This is a genomic window from Agromyces agglutinans, from assembly GCF_009647605.1.
Taxonomy (GTDB): Bacteria; Actinomycetota; Actinomycetes; order Actinomycetales; family Microbacteriaceae; genus Agromyces; species Agromyces agglutinans.
This window is the reverse complement of sequence record NZ_WJIF01000012.1, coordinates 40,247-55,826: the sequence shown is the minus strand read 5'-3', so window position 1 is coordinate 55,826 and position 15,580 is coordinate 40,247. Positions and strand designations below refer to the sequence as shown.

The window sequence follows — 15,580 nt, the reverse complement described above, 5'->3', positions numbered from 1 at the left end:
GTCAGATCACCTGGCAGTGCGTCGTGAGCGAGCCGATGCCGGCGATCGTCACGGTGACGGTCGCGCCGTCGCGGAGGAAGACCTGCGGGTTGCGCGAGTAGCCGGCGCCTCCGGGGCTGCCGGTGGAGATGAGCGTGCCGGGCGGGATCGTCGCCGAGCGTGAGAGGTAGGAGATGATCTCGGCGACGCCGCGCACCATCTCGTTCGTCGAGGCGTCCTGGAGGACCGTGCCGTCCAGGTTGGTCGTCAGCCAGAGATCTTGCGGGTCGGCGATCTCGTCGGCCGTGACGACGACGGGACCGGTCGGCGTGAAGCCGTCGAACGACTTGCACCGCGACCACTGCGCTTCGCTGAACTGGATGTCGCGGGCGGTGATGTCGTTGACGACGGTGTAGCCCCAGACGTGGTCGAGGGCGTCGCGCTGGTGCACGCCGCGTGCGGGCCGGCCGATGATCACTCCGAGCTCGGCCTCGTAGTCGACCTGGGTCGAGATGTCCTCGGGCCACGTCGTCGTCTGCCCGTGGCCGGTCAGCGAGTTGGGCCAGAGTCCGAAGACGGTCATCGCCGACTCCGAGCGCAGCTTCAGCTCGCTCGCGTGGGCGGCGTAGTTCGCGCCGATCGCGAGCACGTGCGGCGGGCGCAGCACGGCCGAGGAGTGGCGGAGGGCGGCGACGGGCGTGACCTCGGCGCCGGCCGACACGCTCGCGTCGACGACCTCGAGCACCGCTTCGAGGCCGGCGTCACCGCGTTCGATGAGTTCCTGCAGGTCGCGGGGTGCCTCGGCCATGACCTCGTCGAGGAAGAGCGCGGACTCGCCCAGCACCACCGCGAGCCTCGGGACGGAACGGCCTTCAGCTCTGAGGTGCGCGAATTTCACCGTTTCAGGCTATCGGGCGCCGGCGGGTCGGAACCTGCCGCCATGTACAGCGAATTGTGCAGATCACGCCACGAGGGAGACAAACGACCGCCCACCGCGGCGCCCCTCGCTCCTGCCGACCCCTCAGCCGCGCGGCCGCAGACGCAGGCCCTGCATGCCGCCGTCGACGGCCAACGCGACGCCGGTCGTCGAACCGGCGGCCGGGCTCGCGAGGTAGGCGACCGCGTCGGCCACCTCGGCCGCCGAGACCAGTCGGCCGTGCGGCTGCCTGGCCTCGAGCGCCGCGCGCTCGGCGGCCGGGTCGTCTGCCTGGTCGAGCAGGCGCCCGACCCACGGCGTGTCGGCCGTGCCGGGGTTCACGGCGTTCACGCGGATGCCCTCGGCCAGGTGGTCGGCCGCCATCGCGAGGGTGAGCGACAGCACCGCACCCTTGCTCGCGCTGTAGAGGGCGCGCTGGGGCAGGCCCGCGGTGGCCGCGATCGAGGAGGTGTTGACGATGGCGGCCGCGCTCGAGCGGCGCAGGTGCGGCAGCGCGGCCCGGCTGACCCGGGCGACGCCGACCACGTTCACGTCGAAGACCCGCGCCCACTCGGTGTCGGGGTTCGCGGCCACGTCGCCCTGCGCGCCGATGCCGGCGTTGTTGACCAGGATGTCGATGCCGCCGAGTTCCTCGGCGACGCGCTCGATGCCCGCTCGCACGCTCGCATCGTCGGTGACGTCGACGGCGACCGCGAGGTCGGCGTGGGCGCCCTCGGGGCGGACGTCGAAGACGGCCACGCGCGCGCCGTCCCGCCGCAGGCGTTCGGCGATCGCGGCGCCGAGTCCGGACGCGCCGCCGGTGACGACGGCGACGAGGCCGGTGAAGTCGGTTCCCATGTGGTGCTGCTCCGTTTCTGGTCTGAGGTCTGGTCTGGTCGGCTTCCGGCCTGCCGACGGCTCAGGATGCCCGGAACACCTGGCGCTGACGCCCGAGTCCGTCGATCTCGAGTTCGACGACGTCCCCGTCGCCGAGGTAGGGGAAGCGCCCCGACAGTGCGACGCCCTCCGGGGTGCCGGTCAGGATCAGGTCGCCGGGCTCGAGGGCGAGGTACCCGCTCAGCTGGTACACGATCTCGTCGATGCCGAAGATCAGGTCGCTCGTGCGCGAGTTCTGGCGGGGTTCGCCGTTCACGAAGCTGGTGAGCCGCACATCGTCGGCGTGGACCTCGTCGGGGGTCACGAGCCATGGACCCGTGGGGCAGAAGCCGGGTGCCGACTTGCCCTTGGACCACTGGCCGCCCGAGAGCTCGATCTGCCACTCGCGCTCCGAGAGGTCGTTGGCGACGACGAAGCCCGCGATGTGCGCGCGCGCCTCGGCGGGCGAGGCGAGGCGGTTCGCGCGCCGGCCGATGACGATGCCGAGCTCGACCTCCCAGTCGGTCTTGGTGCTTCCGGGCGGGATCTCGACGTCGTCGTACGGGCCGATCACGGTGTTGGGGGACTTCATGAACATGACGAGGCGCTCGGGCGGCGCCGAGCCCGACTCGGCGGCGTGGGCGGCGTAGTTCATGCCGATGCAGTAGACGGCTGAGGGGCGTGCGATCGGGGCGCCCACGCGGAGGTCGGCGGCGCCGGCGAGCTCGGGCAGCGTGCCCGCCCCGTGCGCGGCGCGCACGCGGTCGGGGCCGTCGCCGGCGAGGAACGCCCCGTCGACGTCGCCCGTGAGCGCGCGCAGGTCGAGGAACCGATCGCCGTCGACGAGTACCGGGAGCTCGGCTCCGACGGGTCCGAGGCGGGCGAGTCTCATCTGCAGTCCTTTCGACGCTGAACGGGTTCCGCCCCACGGCGAGGGGTCGACGCGGGTCGGTGCCCGGAACATCCGAGCGATACGGCGGAACGCTGCCGCCACACGGCGATTCTTGCACATATCGCGATCCTTGACAGACGAGACATCCGATGTCTAGGCTCGGCTCGCACGAAAGGACGCCATGAGCACGATCGTCAGCGTTGACACCGGGGACATCCGCTTCCCCACCTCCCTCGCCCTCGACGGGTCGGATGCGATGAACCCCGACCCCGACTACTCGGCGGCCTACCTCACGATCCGAACGGATGCCGCGGACGGGCACGAAGGGCACGCGTTCGTCTTCACGATCGGGCGCGGCAACGACGTCCAGGTCGCCGCGCTCGAGACGTTGCGCGGCCACCTCGTCGGTCGCGACGTCGAGGAGCTGCTGGGCGACATGGGCGCCGCGTCGCGGCTCATGATGCACGACTCCCAGCTGCGGTGGCTCGGCCCCGAGAAGGGCGTCATGCACATGGCGATCGGCGCCGCGGTCAACGCGCTGTGGGACCTCCGCGCGAAGCGCGCGGGCCAGCCCCTGTGGCGTCACCTCGCGTCGCTCAGCCCCGAGGAGCTCGTCTCGCTGGTGGACTTCCGCTACCTCAGCGACGCCCTCACTCCCGAGGAGGCGCTCGGGATCCTCCGCGCCGCGGAGCCGGGCCGCGCCGATCGGCTCGCACGGCTCGAGGAGGTCGGATACCCGGCGTACACGACGAGCCCGGGCTGGCTCGGCTACTCCGACGAGAAGCTCGACCGGCTCTGCCGCGAGGCCGTCGCCGACGGCTTCCCGCAGATCAAGCTCAAGGTCGGCTCCGACCTCGACGACGACCGGCGGCGCCTGCGCATCGCGCGCGCCGCCGTCGGCCCCGACTTCCCGATCGCGATCGATGCGAACCAGCGATGGGATGTCTCGGACGCGGTCGACTGGGTCACCGCCCTCGCCGAGTTCGACCTCGCGTGGATCGAGGAGCCGACGAGCCCCGACGACATCCTGGGCCACGCCGCGATCGCGCGCGGTGTCGCCCCCGTTCGCGTCGCGACCGGCGAACACGTGCAGAACCGCGTCGTGTTCAAGCAGTTGCTGCAGGCCGGCGGCATGGACGTCATGCAGATCGACGCGACCCGGGTCGGCGGCGTGAACGAGAACATCGCGAACCTGCTGCTGGCCGCGAAGTTCGGCGTGCCGGTGTGCCCGCACGCCGGCGGCGTGGGCCTCTGCGAGGCCGTCCAGCACCTGTCGATGTTCGACTACGTCGCGATCTCCGGCACGATGGAGGGACGCATGATCGAGTACGTCGACCACCTCCACGAGCACTTCGTGTCGCCCGTCGTCGTCGAGCGCGGCCGCTACCTCGCGCCGACGGCGCCGGGCGCCGGCACCGAGATGCTGCCCGAGTCGATCGAGGCGTACGCCTGGCGCGGCGCGCCCGCGGAGCAGCCGGCATGAGGGCGCTCGGGCCACTCGTCTTCGGCGCGGCGCCGATCGGCAACCTCTATCGCGAGGTGTCCGACGAGGCCGCCCGCGAGGCGCTCGAGGCCGCGTGGGAGGGCGGCATCCGCTCGTTCGACACCGCGCCGCACTACGGGCTCGGCCTGTCCGAGCGCCGGCTCGGCGAGTTCCTGCGTGACAAGCCGCGCGACGAGTTCGTGCTGTCGACGAAGGTCGGCCGGGTGCTCGAGCCGAATCCCGACTTCGCCGGGGGCGACGACCTCGACCACGCCTACGCCGTGCCGAACGACCTCGTGCGCCGCTTCGACCCGAGTGAGGCCGGCATCCGGCGCAGCCTCGAGGACTCGCTCGAGCGACTCGGGCTCGACCGCGTGGACATCCTCTACCTGCACGACCCCGACGTGTACGATCTCGACCGCGGCATCGCAGAGGGACTGCCCGCGCTGGCGCAGCTCCGCGACGAGGGACTCGTCGGTTCGATCGGCATCGGCACCAACGACGCGGATGCCGCGGCGCGCGCCGTGCGCGAGGGAGACCTCGACCTCGTGATGATCGCCGGGCGGTACACCCTGCTCGAGCAGCCCGCCGCCGTCGACCTGCTGCCGCTCTGCGAGGCGAACGACGTCCGCGTGGTCGCCGCGGCGCCCTACAACTCGGGCCTGCTCGCGCACGACGAGCCGCCGGCGGATGCCACGTACGACTACGGGCGCGTCCCGGCCGAGGTGCTCGATCGCGCCCGCGCGCTCGCCGAGGCGTGCCGCGAACACGGGGTGCCGCTCCCGGTGGCGGCCCTCGCCTTCCCGTTGCGGCATCCCGCCGTGCGTGCGGTCGCCGTCGGCACCTCGCGAGCGGCATCGGTGCGCGAGAACCTCGAACGACTCGCGACGCCGATCTCCGAGGGGCTCTGGGACGCCCTCGCCGAACGGGGCCTGATCCCGTGACGCGCGTCGTCGATGCGCACGTGCACGTGTGGGACCGGTCGCGAAGCGCGTACCCGTGGATCACGCCCGAACTCGGCGTGCTCGATCGCGACGTCCTGCCCGACGAGGCCGGCGCCGAGCTGGCCGCCGCCGGCGTCGACGCCGCGATCCTCGTGCAGGCCGACGACACGCTCGACGACACGCGGTACCTGCTCGAGGTCGCCTCGACGCATTCCTGGGTCGCCGGTGTCGTCGGCTGGGCGCCGCTCGACGACGAGCGCGCCGCGAACGAGGCCCTCGACGTGTTGGCGGGGGAGCGCGCGCTCCGGGGCATCCGGCATCTCGTGCACGACGACCCTCGCGACGACTTCCTCGACCTTCCCGCGGTCCGCGCGTCGCTCCGTGCCGTGGCGCGGGCCGGCCTCGCGTTCGACGTCCCCGATGCCTGGCCGCGCCACCTCGCCGCGACGACGCGGCTCGCCGAGGCGGTGCCCGGGCTCACCGTGGTGCTCGACCATCTCGGGAAGCCGCCGGTCGGCTCGGAGGCCTACCCGGCGTGGGTCGCGCAGTTCCGGGCGGTGGCCGAACGGCCCAACGCGGTCGCGAAGTTCTCGGGACTGCACCTGCCCGGCGTGCCGTTCGACGCGGCGACCCTGCGGCCGCTGCTCGACCTGGCGCTCGAGGCGTTCGGCCCCGACCGGCTCATGTACGGCGGCGATTGGCCGATGTCGCTGCCGCACGGCGGCTATACGGCCACCTGGGCGGTCATGCGAACGCTCATCGACGAACTGGCCCCGACGGAGCGCGAGGCGGTGCTGCACGGCACCGCCGAGCGGGTCTACTTGGACGCAGATATCCGACCTCTCGAGCCTGATGTGGGTGGAGAATCTCCGTAGCGAGGATTCTCGCGATCAAACATCCGATGTGTAGTACACTCAAGCCGAATCTCAAGGAAGAGAGGCACGCGTTGCTCAGCGGTATCCACCCGATTCTCGCCGGCGACCTGCTCGCCGCGCTCGATCGGCTCGGGCACGGCGACGAGATCGCCGTCGTCGACGCGAACTTCCCGGCCCACCGGGTCGCCGCCACCGGCGGACCCTCGACCGGCGCGAGCCTCGTCGAGCTGCCGGGCCTCGAGGCGCCGGCCGTGGTCCGGGCCATCCGCACGGTCATCCCGCTCGATGAGTACGAGGCCGAGTCGGCGCTGCTCATGGCCGGCGAGGGCGGCGAACGCCTGCCCGTGCAACACGAACTCGTCGATGCGGCCGACGCGCCGGAGCACCGCGTCGGCGAGCTCGAGCGCTTCGCGTTCTACGCCAGGGCCGAGGGGGCCGGACTCGTCGTGCGGACCGGCGAGACCCGCGTCTACGCCAACCTGATCATCCGCAAGGGCGTCATCCACGCCCCCGACTCCTGGGAGGCGGCACGATGAGCGACGCGACGGCCGAGGCATCCCTGCCCGAGACGCCTGCACCCGTGGCATCCGCACCCCTGCTCGAACTGGAGGGCGTCAGCAAGGGGTTCCCCGGCGTACAGGCGCTCGACGGAGTCCGGCTCGACCTCCGCCACGGCGAGGTGCACGCCCTGGTGGGCGAGAACGGCGCGGGCAAGTCCACGCTGATGAAGCTGCTCGCGGGCATCCACACGCCCGACTCGGGCACGTTCCGCATGAACGGCCGCGACCTCGTGATCGACGGTCCGCGGCACGCGCAGGAGCAGGGCATCAGCATCATCCACCAGGAGTTCAACCTCATGCCCGACCTCACGGTCGCGCAGAACATCTTCATCGGCCGCGAGCACCGCGGGGCCGGGCTCTTCGTCGACGACAAGGCGCTGAACCGCCGCGCTCGAGACCTCTTCGACCGCCTCGGGCTCGCGCTCGATCCGGCCGAACCCGTCGAGCGGCTCACCGTCGCGAGGCAGCAGATGGTCGAGATCGCCAAGGCGCTCTCGTTCGACGCGAGGGTGCTCATCATGGACGAGCCGACGGCGGCGCTCAACGATGCCGAGGTCGACGTGCTGTTCGACCTGATCCGCCGCTTCCGCTCGCCCGAGACGGGCGTGATCTACATCTCCCACCGCATGGAGGAGCTCTCGCGCATCTCCGACCGGATCACGGTGCTGCGCGACGGCCGCTACATCGACACGCTCGAGACCGCAGCGACCAGCCAGCGCGAGATCATCTCGCTCATGGTCGGCCGCGAGATCTCCGGCGAGAGCCGGCCCGCCCCGATCGCGGGCGACGCGCCCGTCGTCCTGGCGGTGCGGGGCCTCAGCACCAAGCACCTGCTGCGCGACGTCGACTTCGAGGTGCGCGCCGGCGAGATCCTCGGGTTCGCCGGGCTCATGGGCGCCGGCCGCACCGAGGTCGCCCGCGCCGTCGTCGGCGCCGACCGCCGGCAGGCGGGCGTCATCGAGCTGCACGGACGCGAGGTCTCGATCGGCAGCCCGGCCGACGCGGCCGCCCTGGGCATCGGCTACCTCTCCGAGGACCGCAAGCAACTGGGCGTGCTGCTCGAGCGCAGCGTCCGCGAGAACATCGTGCTCGCGTCGCTGAAGGACTACCTCGGCGCGCTCGGGTGGGTGAAGGACCGCCGCATCGAGCAGGCCGGCCGCGAGTACGTCGACAAGCTCCGCATCAAGACGCCCTCGACGGCGCAACTCGTGCGCAACCTCTCGGGCGGCAACCAGCAGAAGGTCGTCATCGCCAAGTGGCTCGCGAAGGACTGCGACGTGCTGATCTTCGACGAGCCGACGCGCGGCATCGACGTGGGCGCGAAGGAGGAGATCTACACCCTCCTGCGCGAACTCGCCGCGCAGGGCAAGGCCATCGTGATGATCAGCTCCGAGCTGCCCGAGGTGCTCCGCCTCGCCGACCGCATCGCCGTGATGGCCGAAGGGCGCCTCACCGCCACCCTCGACAACGCCGACGCGACCCAGGAGGTCGTCATGGATTACGCCACCCGCTTCACCGCCGAAGGAACGATCGCACGATGAACCCGACGACCGCCGGCCCCGCGCAGGCCGAGAACCAGAAGTCCCCGTCGACCAGCGCCTACCGTGCCATCGACGAGGGCAAGCCCCGCTTCGCGCGGCTCCGAGGCTCGCTGCAGCAACTGCTCGCCGCGGCCAGCCTCATCGTGATCGTCGTGTACTTCTCGCTCGCGAGCTCGCACTTCTTCACCCCGAACAACCTCGTGTCGATCCTCACCGCCGCGACAGTGACCGGCATCCTCGCGCTCGGCACCACGTTCGTGATCATCACGGGAGGCATCGACCTCTCCATCGGCACCGGCATGGTGCTGTGCGGGGTCATGGCAGGCGTCTTCCTGACCTACTGGGGCTGGCCGCTGTGGGCGGGCGTCGCCGCGACGATCCTCTTCGGCGGCGTGATCGGCCTCATCAACGGGGTGAACGTCTCGGTGCTCGGCATCCCGCCGTTCATCGCGACGCTCGGCATGATGCTCATCGCCGCGGGCCTCTCGCTCGTGATCTCGGGCACCAAGCCCATCTACTTCAACGAGACGCCCGAGTTCCAGCAGATCATGAACCTCTCGATCATCCCGGGCATCCGATTCCCGCTCGGGGTCGCGATCTTCATCGTGATGATCGTCGTCGCGGCCCTGCTGCTGTCGAAGACGATCGTCGGCCGCTACGCGTTCTCGATCGGCTCGAACGAGGCCGCCACGGCCCTTTCGGGCGTGAACGTGCGCCGGTGGAAGATCGTGATCTACACCCTCGCGGGCCTCTTCGTGGGCCTCGCCGGCGTGCTGTCGGCCTCGCGGCTCTCGTCGGCGCAGCCGACCGGCGGCATGGGACTCGAGCTCGAGGCGATCGCCGCGGTCGTCATCGGCGGCACCTCGCTCCAGGGCGGCAAGGGCTCGATCGTCGGCACCGTCATCGGCGCCCTCATCATGGCCGTGCTGACCAACGGCCTGCGCATCATCTCGGTACCGCAGGAGTGGCAGTCCGTGGCCGTCGGCATCGTGATCCTCGTCGCCGTCTACCTCGACATGCTGCGCCGGCGGCGCAGCTGACGGGCAGCCGCGACGTACGAGGCATCCGACCGCACCTGAGCGACCCGCACCTGCACCACCTGCACCAGCCGTACGACCCGCACCACCCGCACCACCTGCACCACCTGCACCACCTGCACCACACAGACACAAGGGAGTGACACATGATCAAGAAGCGTTCCATCGGCGTCGTGGCGGGCCTCGCGGCCGCCGCGCTGATGCTCGCCGGCTGCGCGACCGACGGCGGCGGCAACGCCGGCGGCGACGGCGGCAGCGGCGACCGGCCGTACATCGCCCTCGTCTCGAAGGGATTCCAGCACCAGTTCTGGCAGGCCGTGAAGGCCGGCGCCGAGCAGGCCGCCGAGGAGTTCGACGTCGAGATCACCTTCGAGGGCCCCGACACCGAGGCCGACGTCGACCAGCAGATCCAGATGCTGCAGACCGCGCTCGACAAGAGCCCGGCCGCGATCGGCTTCGCCGCGCTCGACAGTCAGGCCGCGGGGCCGCTGCTGCAGCAGGCGAAGGACTCGAACATCCCGGTCATCGCGTTCGACTCGGGCGTCGACAGCGACATCCCGCTCACGACGGCCGCGACCGACAACCTGGCCGCCGCGGCCGAGGCCGCCAAGCGGATGGCCGAGGCGATCGGGCACGAGGGCAAGGTCGCCCTCGTCGTGCACGACCAGACCTCGGTCACGGGCCAGGAGCGCCGCGACGGCTTCGTCGACTACCTGGAGGAGAACGAGCCGAATATCGAGATCGTCGACATCCAGTACGGTGGCGGCGACCAGGCCAAGTCGGCCGACCTCGCGAAGGCCATCATCGCCGCGAACCCCGACCTGAAGGGCATCTACGGCTCCAACGAGGGCTCGGCGATCGGCGTCGTGCAGGCCGTCAAGGAGCTCGGCATCGACCCCGCGAGCCTCACGGTCGTCGGCTTCGACTCGGGCAAGGCGCAGATGGACGCCATCCGGGACGGCCTCATGATCGGCGCGATCACGCAGAACCCCGTCGGCATCGGCTACGAGACCGTGAAGGCGGCCGTCGAGGCGATCGAGGGCGAGGACCTGCCCGAGACGATCGACACCGGCTTCTTCTGGTACGACGCGACCAACATCGACGACGAGGAGATCCAGGCCGTCCTCTACGAGTGACTCGTCGGGGCTGATTCGAGGCGGGGCGTCGGCGGTGCCGGCGCCCCGTCGGCGTGCTCAGCGCGTGCCTACAGCGCGCTCCGCAGCCACTGCTCGACGCCGCTGACGTGCACGACGGTGAGCGCCTGTGCGAGGTCGGCGTCGCCCGATTCGATCGCGTCGAGGATGGCGTGGTGCTCGGCGAGCGTTCGCCCGACGGCGTCCTGCTGGGTGATGCCGCGCCAGATGCGGGCGCGCACGGTGTGGCTCGAGAGCGAGTCGATGAGGCTCGCGAGGTACGTGTTGCCGGCGGCGTCGGCGATGCCGCGGTGGAACTCGAGGTCGTGCTCCACGAGGCTCTCGACGTCGGCCGCGTGGTCGACGCCGTCGATGGTCTCGCGGAGGCGTTCGAGTGCCTGCTCGTCGGCGTTCTGCGCCGCCAGCGACGACGCGGCGGGCTCGAGGATGCGCCGGACCGCGAAGATCTCGAGTACCGACTGGTCGTCGTGCAGGTCGACGACGAAGCTCATCGCCTCGAGCAGGAGGCGCGGCTCGAGGCTCGTGACGTAGGTGCCGTCGCCGCGGCGGACGTCGAGCACGCGGATGACCTCGAGCGCCTTCACCGCCTCGCGCAGCGACGACCGGGAGAGGCCGAGCCGTTCGCTCAGCTCCTTCTCGGGTGGGAGCCGATCGCCGGGGGCGAGTTCGCCCGCGATGATCATCTCCTTGATCTTCAGGATCGCCTCGTCCGTGACCGCCATGCACGCATGCTAGCGCGGAATGCCCCAGACATCGGATCTCTGAGGCCCAAGCTGCTAGGACGCCAGCCGCTAGGACGCCGCGGCCTTCCACAGATGCATGGAGGCGTAACTGCGCCAGGGCGCCCAGCGCCGGCCGGCCTCGGCGAGCGCGCGCGCCTCGGAGGGCAGGCCGAGCCGGGCGGCGCCGTTGCGCAGTGCGAGGTCGCTCGTCAGCAGCACGTCGGGTGCGCGGCAGACCCGCATGGCGAGATATCCGGCGCTCCACGGCCCGATGCCGGGGACGGCGAGGAGGTCGGCGGTGAGCTCGTCGCGACCACGCTCGGGCGCGACGACCAGGTCGCCGGACTCGAGTCGGTGCGCGACGTCGACGATGGTCCGGATGCGGGCGGCCGGGCCGCGCAGGAGTCCGCCGCCCTCGGCGGCGATGGCCGCCGTCGTCGGGAACAGCGTCCAGGTGCGCCCGCCGAACTCGACGGGCTCCCCGAGCTGGGCCGCGAGCCGCGTGAGCGCGGTGCGCGCGGCGGCCACCGAGATCTGCTGGCCGATGAGCGCGCGGAAGAGGAGTTCGTGCGGTGCGAGGGCGCCCGGCAGCCGCAGGCCGGGCGTCGCGGCGACCGACGGCGCGAGCGCCGGATCGGCGCTCAGCGCCGAATCGATGGCGACGGCGTCGGCGTCGAGGTCGAAGAGCCGTCGCACGCGCGCGACGAGGGGCGGCAGGTCGGCCAGCGTCGCGAGGGCGGCCTCCACGTCGACGGACGCCCCGTCGTCACCGGCCGCGATCGCGACGTGGGCGGGACCGCCGGGCAGGCGCAGCACGCGCTCGTATCGCGACGGCTCGGCGACCTCGACGCCCTCGAGCGCGCGGGCCGCGAGCCAGGCGAACACGCCGGCCGCATCGAAGGGCGGCCGTGCCGGCAGGCGGAGTCGGACCACGCCGGGAGTCGGCGGCGCCGTGGCCGGCGAGGACGCCGTGGCCGTGGTCGCGGCGGACTCCCTGATCGCGACCGTGCCCGTGGCAGCGACCGTGCCCGTGGCAGCGGCCGTGCCGGTGGTCGCCGTGAGCGGTCCCCGCCCGCGGGCGGTCGCCCGCAGTTCGAGGGGGCTGCGCTCGTACACGGCGCGGATGGTGTCGTTGAACTGGCGGATGCTGCCGAAGCCCGATGCGAACGCGATGTCGGCGACGGGCAGGTCGGTCGAGACGAGCAGGGTGCGCGCGACCTGCGCCCGGTGCGCGCGGGCGAGGGCGAGCGGGCCCGCGCCGAGCTCCGCGGAGAGCACGCGGGTCAGGTGCCGGGGCGTGTACCCGAGGCGCGCGGCGAGTCCGGGCACGCCCTCGCGCTCGACCACGCCGTCGGCGATCAGGCGCATCGCCCGTGCCGCGAGGTCGTCGCGCAGGTCCCATTCGGGCGAGCCGGGCACCGCGTCGGGCAGGCACCGCTTGCAGGCGCGGAGGCCGGCCTCGTGCGCGGCGGCCGCGGTCAGGTAGAACGTCACGTTCGAGGGCTTGGGGGCGACGGCCGGGCAGCTGGGCCGGCAGTAGATGCCGGTCGAGTGCACGCCCGTGATGAACTGGCCGTCGAACCGGGCGTCGCGGGCCTGCATCGCGCGGTAGCGCTCGGCGAAGGCGACGTCGGCTGGCGCTCGTTCCGCGCGGGGAGCCGCAGGGGCGGTGGATGGCATGTCTCCAGCCTCGCACGCCCCACCGACCTCGACCAGCGGGAATCGGACATGACCCGGACGCCTAGGATGACGGCATGCCGAACCCGATCCTCGCCCGACTCATCGATGAGCTCGGCGACGCCGTCTCCACCGAAGCATCGGATCTCCGCGCCGCTCGCGAGGACCGCTCGGGTCTCGTCAGCCCGGCGACGCCGCTCGCGATCGTCCGGGCGACCTCGGTCGCCGACGTCCAGTCGACGCTCCGGCTCGCGAGCGCGTCGGGCACCCCGGTCGTGCCGCGCGGCGCGGGCACCGGACTCGCCGGCGGCGGCGTGGCGAGCGAGGGCGCGATCGTGCTCGACGTGTCGGGCATGCGCCGCGTCCTCGAGATCGACGAGGCGAACGAGCTGGCGGTCGTCGAGGCGGGCGTCATCAACGGCGACCTGAACGCGGCCCTCGCACCGCTCGGCCTCTGGTTCGCGCCCGACCCCGCGAGCCGGGCGATCTCCTCGATCGGCGGCAACATCGCCACCAATGCCGGGGGCCTGCTCTGCGCGAAGTACGGCGTGACGCGCGAGGCGGTGCTGGGGCTCGCCGTCGTGCTCGCCGACGGACGCCTGCTGCGCACCGGCCACCGCACCGTGAAGGGTGTCACGGGGTACGACCTCACCGCGCTGCTGACCGGCAGCGAGGGCACGCTCGGGGTCATCGTCGAGGCGACCGTGCGGCTCCGACCGATGCCCGCGGGGGAGCCCGTGACGGTCGCCGCCGTGTTCCCCGACGTCACGGCCGCGGCCGTGGCATCCGCCCGGGTGACCGCCGCGCGCCTGCGCCCGGCGGTCCTCGAACTGATCGACGCGGCCGGCCTCGCTCGCGTGGTCGAATACCTGGCGAGCGGTGCGCTCGACGGCGGCGCGCGCGACGGCGGCTCGCACGACGGCGGCACCGTCGACGGCTCGGCCGTCGCCGACCGGCTCGCGGGCACCCCGCTCGATCGCCTGGAGGCGGGGGAGGCGTTCCTGCTCGCGCAGGCCGACGGCACCGGCGCGGCCGAGGAGGCGGCCGCGATCGCCGCGATCCTCGCCGACGCGGGCGGCCGGGTGACGACATCCACGGATGCCGCGACGGGCGAGCGCCTGCTCGAGATCCGCCGGTCGATGCATCCGGCCCTCGCCGCACGGGGCCGCGTGCTCATCGAGGATGTCGCGGTGCCGCGCTCCCGGCTGCCCGAGATGTTCCGCGCCATCGAGCGGATCGGCGCGAAGCACTGCCTCGAGATCCCGACGCTCGCGCACGCCGGCGACGGCAACCTCCATCCCAACTTCGTGTTCGACGAGCCCGCGCCCGGCGAGCCCGATGTGCCGCTGCACGTCTGGTCGGCCGCCGACGAGCTCTTCCGCGCAGCGGTCGCCCTCGGGGGCACGCTCACGGGCGAGCACGGGGTCGGCGTGCTGAAGCGGCGCTGGCTGCGCGACGAACTCGGCGACGACCAGTGGGAGCTGCAGCGGTCGATCAAGGCGGTGTTCGATCCCGCGGGCATCCTGAATCCCGCGGTCATGTTCGAGCCCGACGAGCCCGCGCACTCGCCTGCGGTCGGTCGGGATCGATAGGGTCGCGCACGTGATCCACACGCAGCCCGGCCCGAACCCGTACCCCCGACCCAACCCGCATCCGGTCGCCTCGACGTCGCCGTGGGCGGCCGTGCCGCCCCGCCCTCGCACGGGAGGGCTCGTCTTCGCCATCATCGGCATCGTGCTCGCGGGCGGCGTGGGCCTGCTCGTCATCGCCTACCTCGTCGTCGCGATGGGCGCGTCGACGGTCGCCGTCGGCGCGGCGCTGGCGCTCATCCCGTTGGCCGCCGTGCTGCTCGCCATCCGCTGGGTCGACCGCTGGGAGCCCGAGCCGCGCTGGGCGCTCTGGTTCGCGTTCCTCTGGGGCGCGGCGGTGTCGGTCGCGATCGCGCTCGTCGTCGACCTCGGCGTGCAGCTCGCGGCGGCCGCGGCGATCGGCGCAGCCCCCGACAGCGCCCTGCAGGCCGTCGTGCAGGCGCCCATCGTCGAGGAGGCGGCGAAGGGCGTCGGCGTGCTGGCGCTCTACCTGTTCTCGCGCTCGCACTTCGACGGGCCGGTCGACGGCCTCGTCTACGCGGCCACGATCGCCGCCGGGTTCGCGTTCACCGAGAACATCCTCTACTTCGGGTCCGCGCTCGTCGAGGACGGCGCGGCCGGGCTCGGCGCGACCTTCGTCGTGCGGGCGATCTTCTCCCCGTTCGCGCACGTGCTCTTCACGGCGTGCACGGGACTTGCGCTCGGCATCGCGGCGCGGCGGGGCGGCGGCGCCCGGGTCATCGGATGGTTCCTGCTCGGCCTCGCGGCCGCGACGGCCCTGCACGCCCTCTGGAACGGCTCGCTCGCGTTCTCGCCCGATGCGGTCGGGCTCTACCTCACGGTGCAGGTGCCGATCTTCGCGGCGGCCGTCGTCGCGACCGTGCTGCTTCGCCGTCGGGAGGTGGCGATCACGCGCGCGCGGCTCGCCGAGTACGCGGCCGCCGGCTGGTTCGCGCCGGCCGAGGTCGACATGCTGGCCACGCACGCCGGCCGGCGCGGCGCGATGCGCTGGGCCAAGGGCCTCCGGCCCGCGCGCACGGCGACGATGCGCCGACTCATCGCGGATGCCACGCACCTCGCGTTCGACCGCCAGATGATCGCGACGGGGCGTGCCGACGTGCGGCGCGCGCACGACGAGCGGGCGCTGCTCGCGCGCATCGCCGCCGACCGCGCGAGCCTGATGGCGCCGAGCGTGCACGCCTGATGGCGCCGACCGCGCACGCCCGGCCCGGCACGTGAAAACCCGCCGCCCGGACTGTGGCACTGCCGACAGTTCGCGGGGCGGCGGGTTCTGCGGATTCCAGCGTGCAACGCGCGGGCGGTCGGCGCAAGGCA

At 72.4% G+C, this 15,580-nt stretch carries 14 protein-coding genes; 9 read left to right on the top strand and 5 right to left on the bottom strand.

What is annotated here, in order from left to right; genetic code table 11:
- Nucleotide 1: 1 nt before the first annotated feature.
- From GE115_RS16230 to GE115_RS16220, 3 genes are all read right to left on the bottom strand, one after another.
- A complete protein-coding gene (locus GE115_RS16230) occupies nucleotides 2–877 on the bottom strand; it encodes a fumarylacetoacetate hydrolase family protein (RefSeq protein ID WP_312855269.1) in 876 nt (291 codons plus the stop codon).
- Between the two features lie 123 nt (nucleotides 878–1,000).
- Nucleotides 1,001–1,753: an SDR family NAD(P)-dependent oxidoreductase gene (locus tag GE115_RS16225; protein WP_153685811.1), complete on the bottom strand. Its 753-nt coding sequence runs from the start codon at nucleotides 1,751–1,753 to the stop codon at nucleotides 1,001–1,003.
- Between the two features lie 61 nt (nucleotides 1,754–1,814).
- On the bottom strand, nucleotides 1,815–2,663 hold the full coding sequence (locus GE115_RS16220) for a fumarylacetoacetate hydrolase family protein (RefSeq protein WP_153685810.1): 849 nt from the start codon (nucleotides 2,661–2,663) through the stop codon (nucleotides 1,815–1,817).
- Between the two features lie 181 nt (nucleotides 2,664–2,844).
- Here GE115_RS16220 and GE115_RS16215 point away from each other — a divergent pair, with 181 nt between their 5' ends.
- The 7 genes from GE115_RS16215 to GE115_RS16185 all read left to right on the top strand — a co-directional run bounded on the left by GE115_RS16215 (nucleotide 2,845) and on the right by GE115_RS16185 (nucleotide 10,239).
- Nucleotides 2,845–4,146, top strand: coding sequence for an enolase C-terminal domain-like protein (locus GE115_RS16215; protein ID WP_153685809.1), 1,302 nt, complete (start codon nucleotides 2,845–2,847; stop codon nucleotides 4,144–4,146).
- Nucleotides 4,143–5,090, top strand: coding sequence for an aldo/keto reductase (locus GE115_RS16210; protein WP_153685808.1), 948 nt, complete (start codon nucleotides 4,143–4,145; stop codon nucleotides 5,088–5,090). Before GE115_RS16215 ends, GE115_RS16210 begins: the two co-directional genes overlap by 4 nt.
- Nucleotides 5,087–5,965, top strand: a complete 879-nt coding sequence (locus GE115_RS16205; RefSeq protein ID WP_216648852.1) for an amidohydrolase family protein — start codon at nucleotides 5,087–5,089, stop codon at nucleotides 5,963–5,965. Before GE115_RS16210 ends, GE115_RS16205 begins: the two co-directional genes overlap by 4 nt.
- 71 nt (nucleotides 5,966–6,036) lie before the next feature.
- Nucleotides 6,037–6,501 (top strand): RbsD/FucU family protein, encoded by a 465-nt coding sequence (locus GE115_RS16200; protein ID WP_153685807.1) that lies wholly within the window; start codon nucleotides 6,037–6,039, stop codon nucleotides 6,499–6,501.
- On the top strand, nucleotides 6,498–8,066 hold the full coding sequence (locus tag GE115_RS16195; RefSeq protein WP_153685806.1) for a sugar ABC transporter ATP-binding protein: 1,569 nt from the start codon (nucleotides 6,498–6,500) through the stop codon (nucleotides 8,064–8,066). Before GE115_RS16200 ends, GE115_RS16195 begins: the two co-directional genes overlap by 4 nt.
- The gene (locus GE115_RS16190) at nucleotides 8,063–9,106 is read left to right on the top strand and encodes an ABC transporter permease (RefSeq protein WP_153685805.1); all 1,044 of its coding nucleotides are present in this window, start codon (nucleotides 8,063–8,065) and stop codon (nucleotides 9,104–9,106) included. The genes GE115_RS16195 and GE115_RS16190 overlap by 4 nt, the downstream gene beginning before the upstream one ends.
- Before the next feature lie 143 nt (nucleotides 9,107–9,249).
- Nucleotides 9,250–10,239 carry an ABC transporter substrate-binding protein gene (locus GE115_RS16185; RefSeq protein ID WP_153685804.1) on the top strand — a complete coding sequence of 330 codons (990 nt, stop codon included), beginning with the start codon at nucleotides 9,250–9,252 and terminating at the stop codon, nucleotides 10,237–10,239.
- Nucleotides 10,240–10,307: 68 nt separating this feature from the next.
- Here the strand turns inward: GE115_RS16185 and GE115_RS16180 are convergent, their stop codons facing one another.
- Together GE115_RS16180 and GE115_RS16175 are read right to left on the bottom strand one after the other, a co-directional pair.
- Nucleotides 10,308–10,979, bottom strand: coding sequence for a FadR/GntR family transcriptional regulator (locus tag GE115_RS16180; protein WP_153685803.1), 672 nt, complete (start codon nucleotides 10,977–10,979; stop codon nucleotides 10,308–10,310).
- Nucleotides 10,980–11,048: 69 nt separating this feature from the next.
- On the bottom strand, nucleotides 11,049–12,659 hold the full coding sequence (locus tag GE115_RS16175) for an AlkA N-terminal domain-containing protein (RefSeq protein ID WP_153685802.1): 1,611 nt from the start codon (nucleotides 12,657–12,659) through the stop codon (nucleotides 11,049–11,051).
- Nucleotides 12,660–12,733: 74 nt separating this feature from the next.
- Between GE115_RS16175 and GE115_RS16170 the strand changes: the two genes are divergently transcribed.
- Both GE115_RS16170 and GE115_RS16165 read left to right on the top strand, forming a co-directional pair.
- Entirely contained in the window at nucleotides 12,734–14,248 is a 1,515-nt protein-coding gene (locus tag GE115_RS16170; RefSeq protein ID WP_153685801.1) for an FAD-binding oxidoreductase, read from the top strand.
- Nucleotides 14,249–14,258: 10 nt separating this feature from the next.
- Complete coding sequence (locus tag GE115_RS16165) at nucleotides 14,259–15,449, top strand: PrsW family intramembrane metalloprotease (RefSeq protein WP_312855268.1); 1,191 nt, start codon at nucleotides 14,259–14,261, stop codon at nucleotides 15,447–15,449.
- Nucleotides 15,450–15,580: the final 131 nt, after the last annotated feature.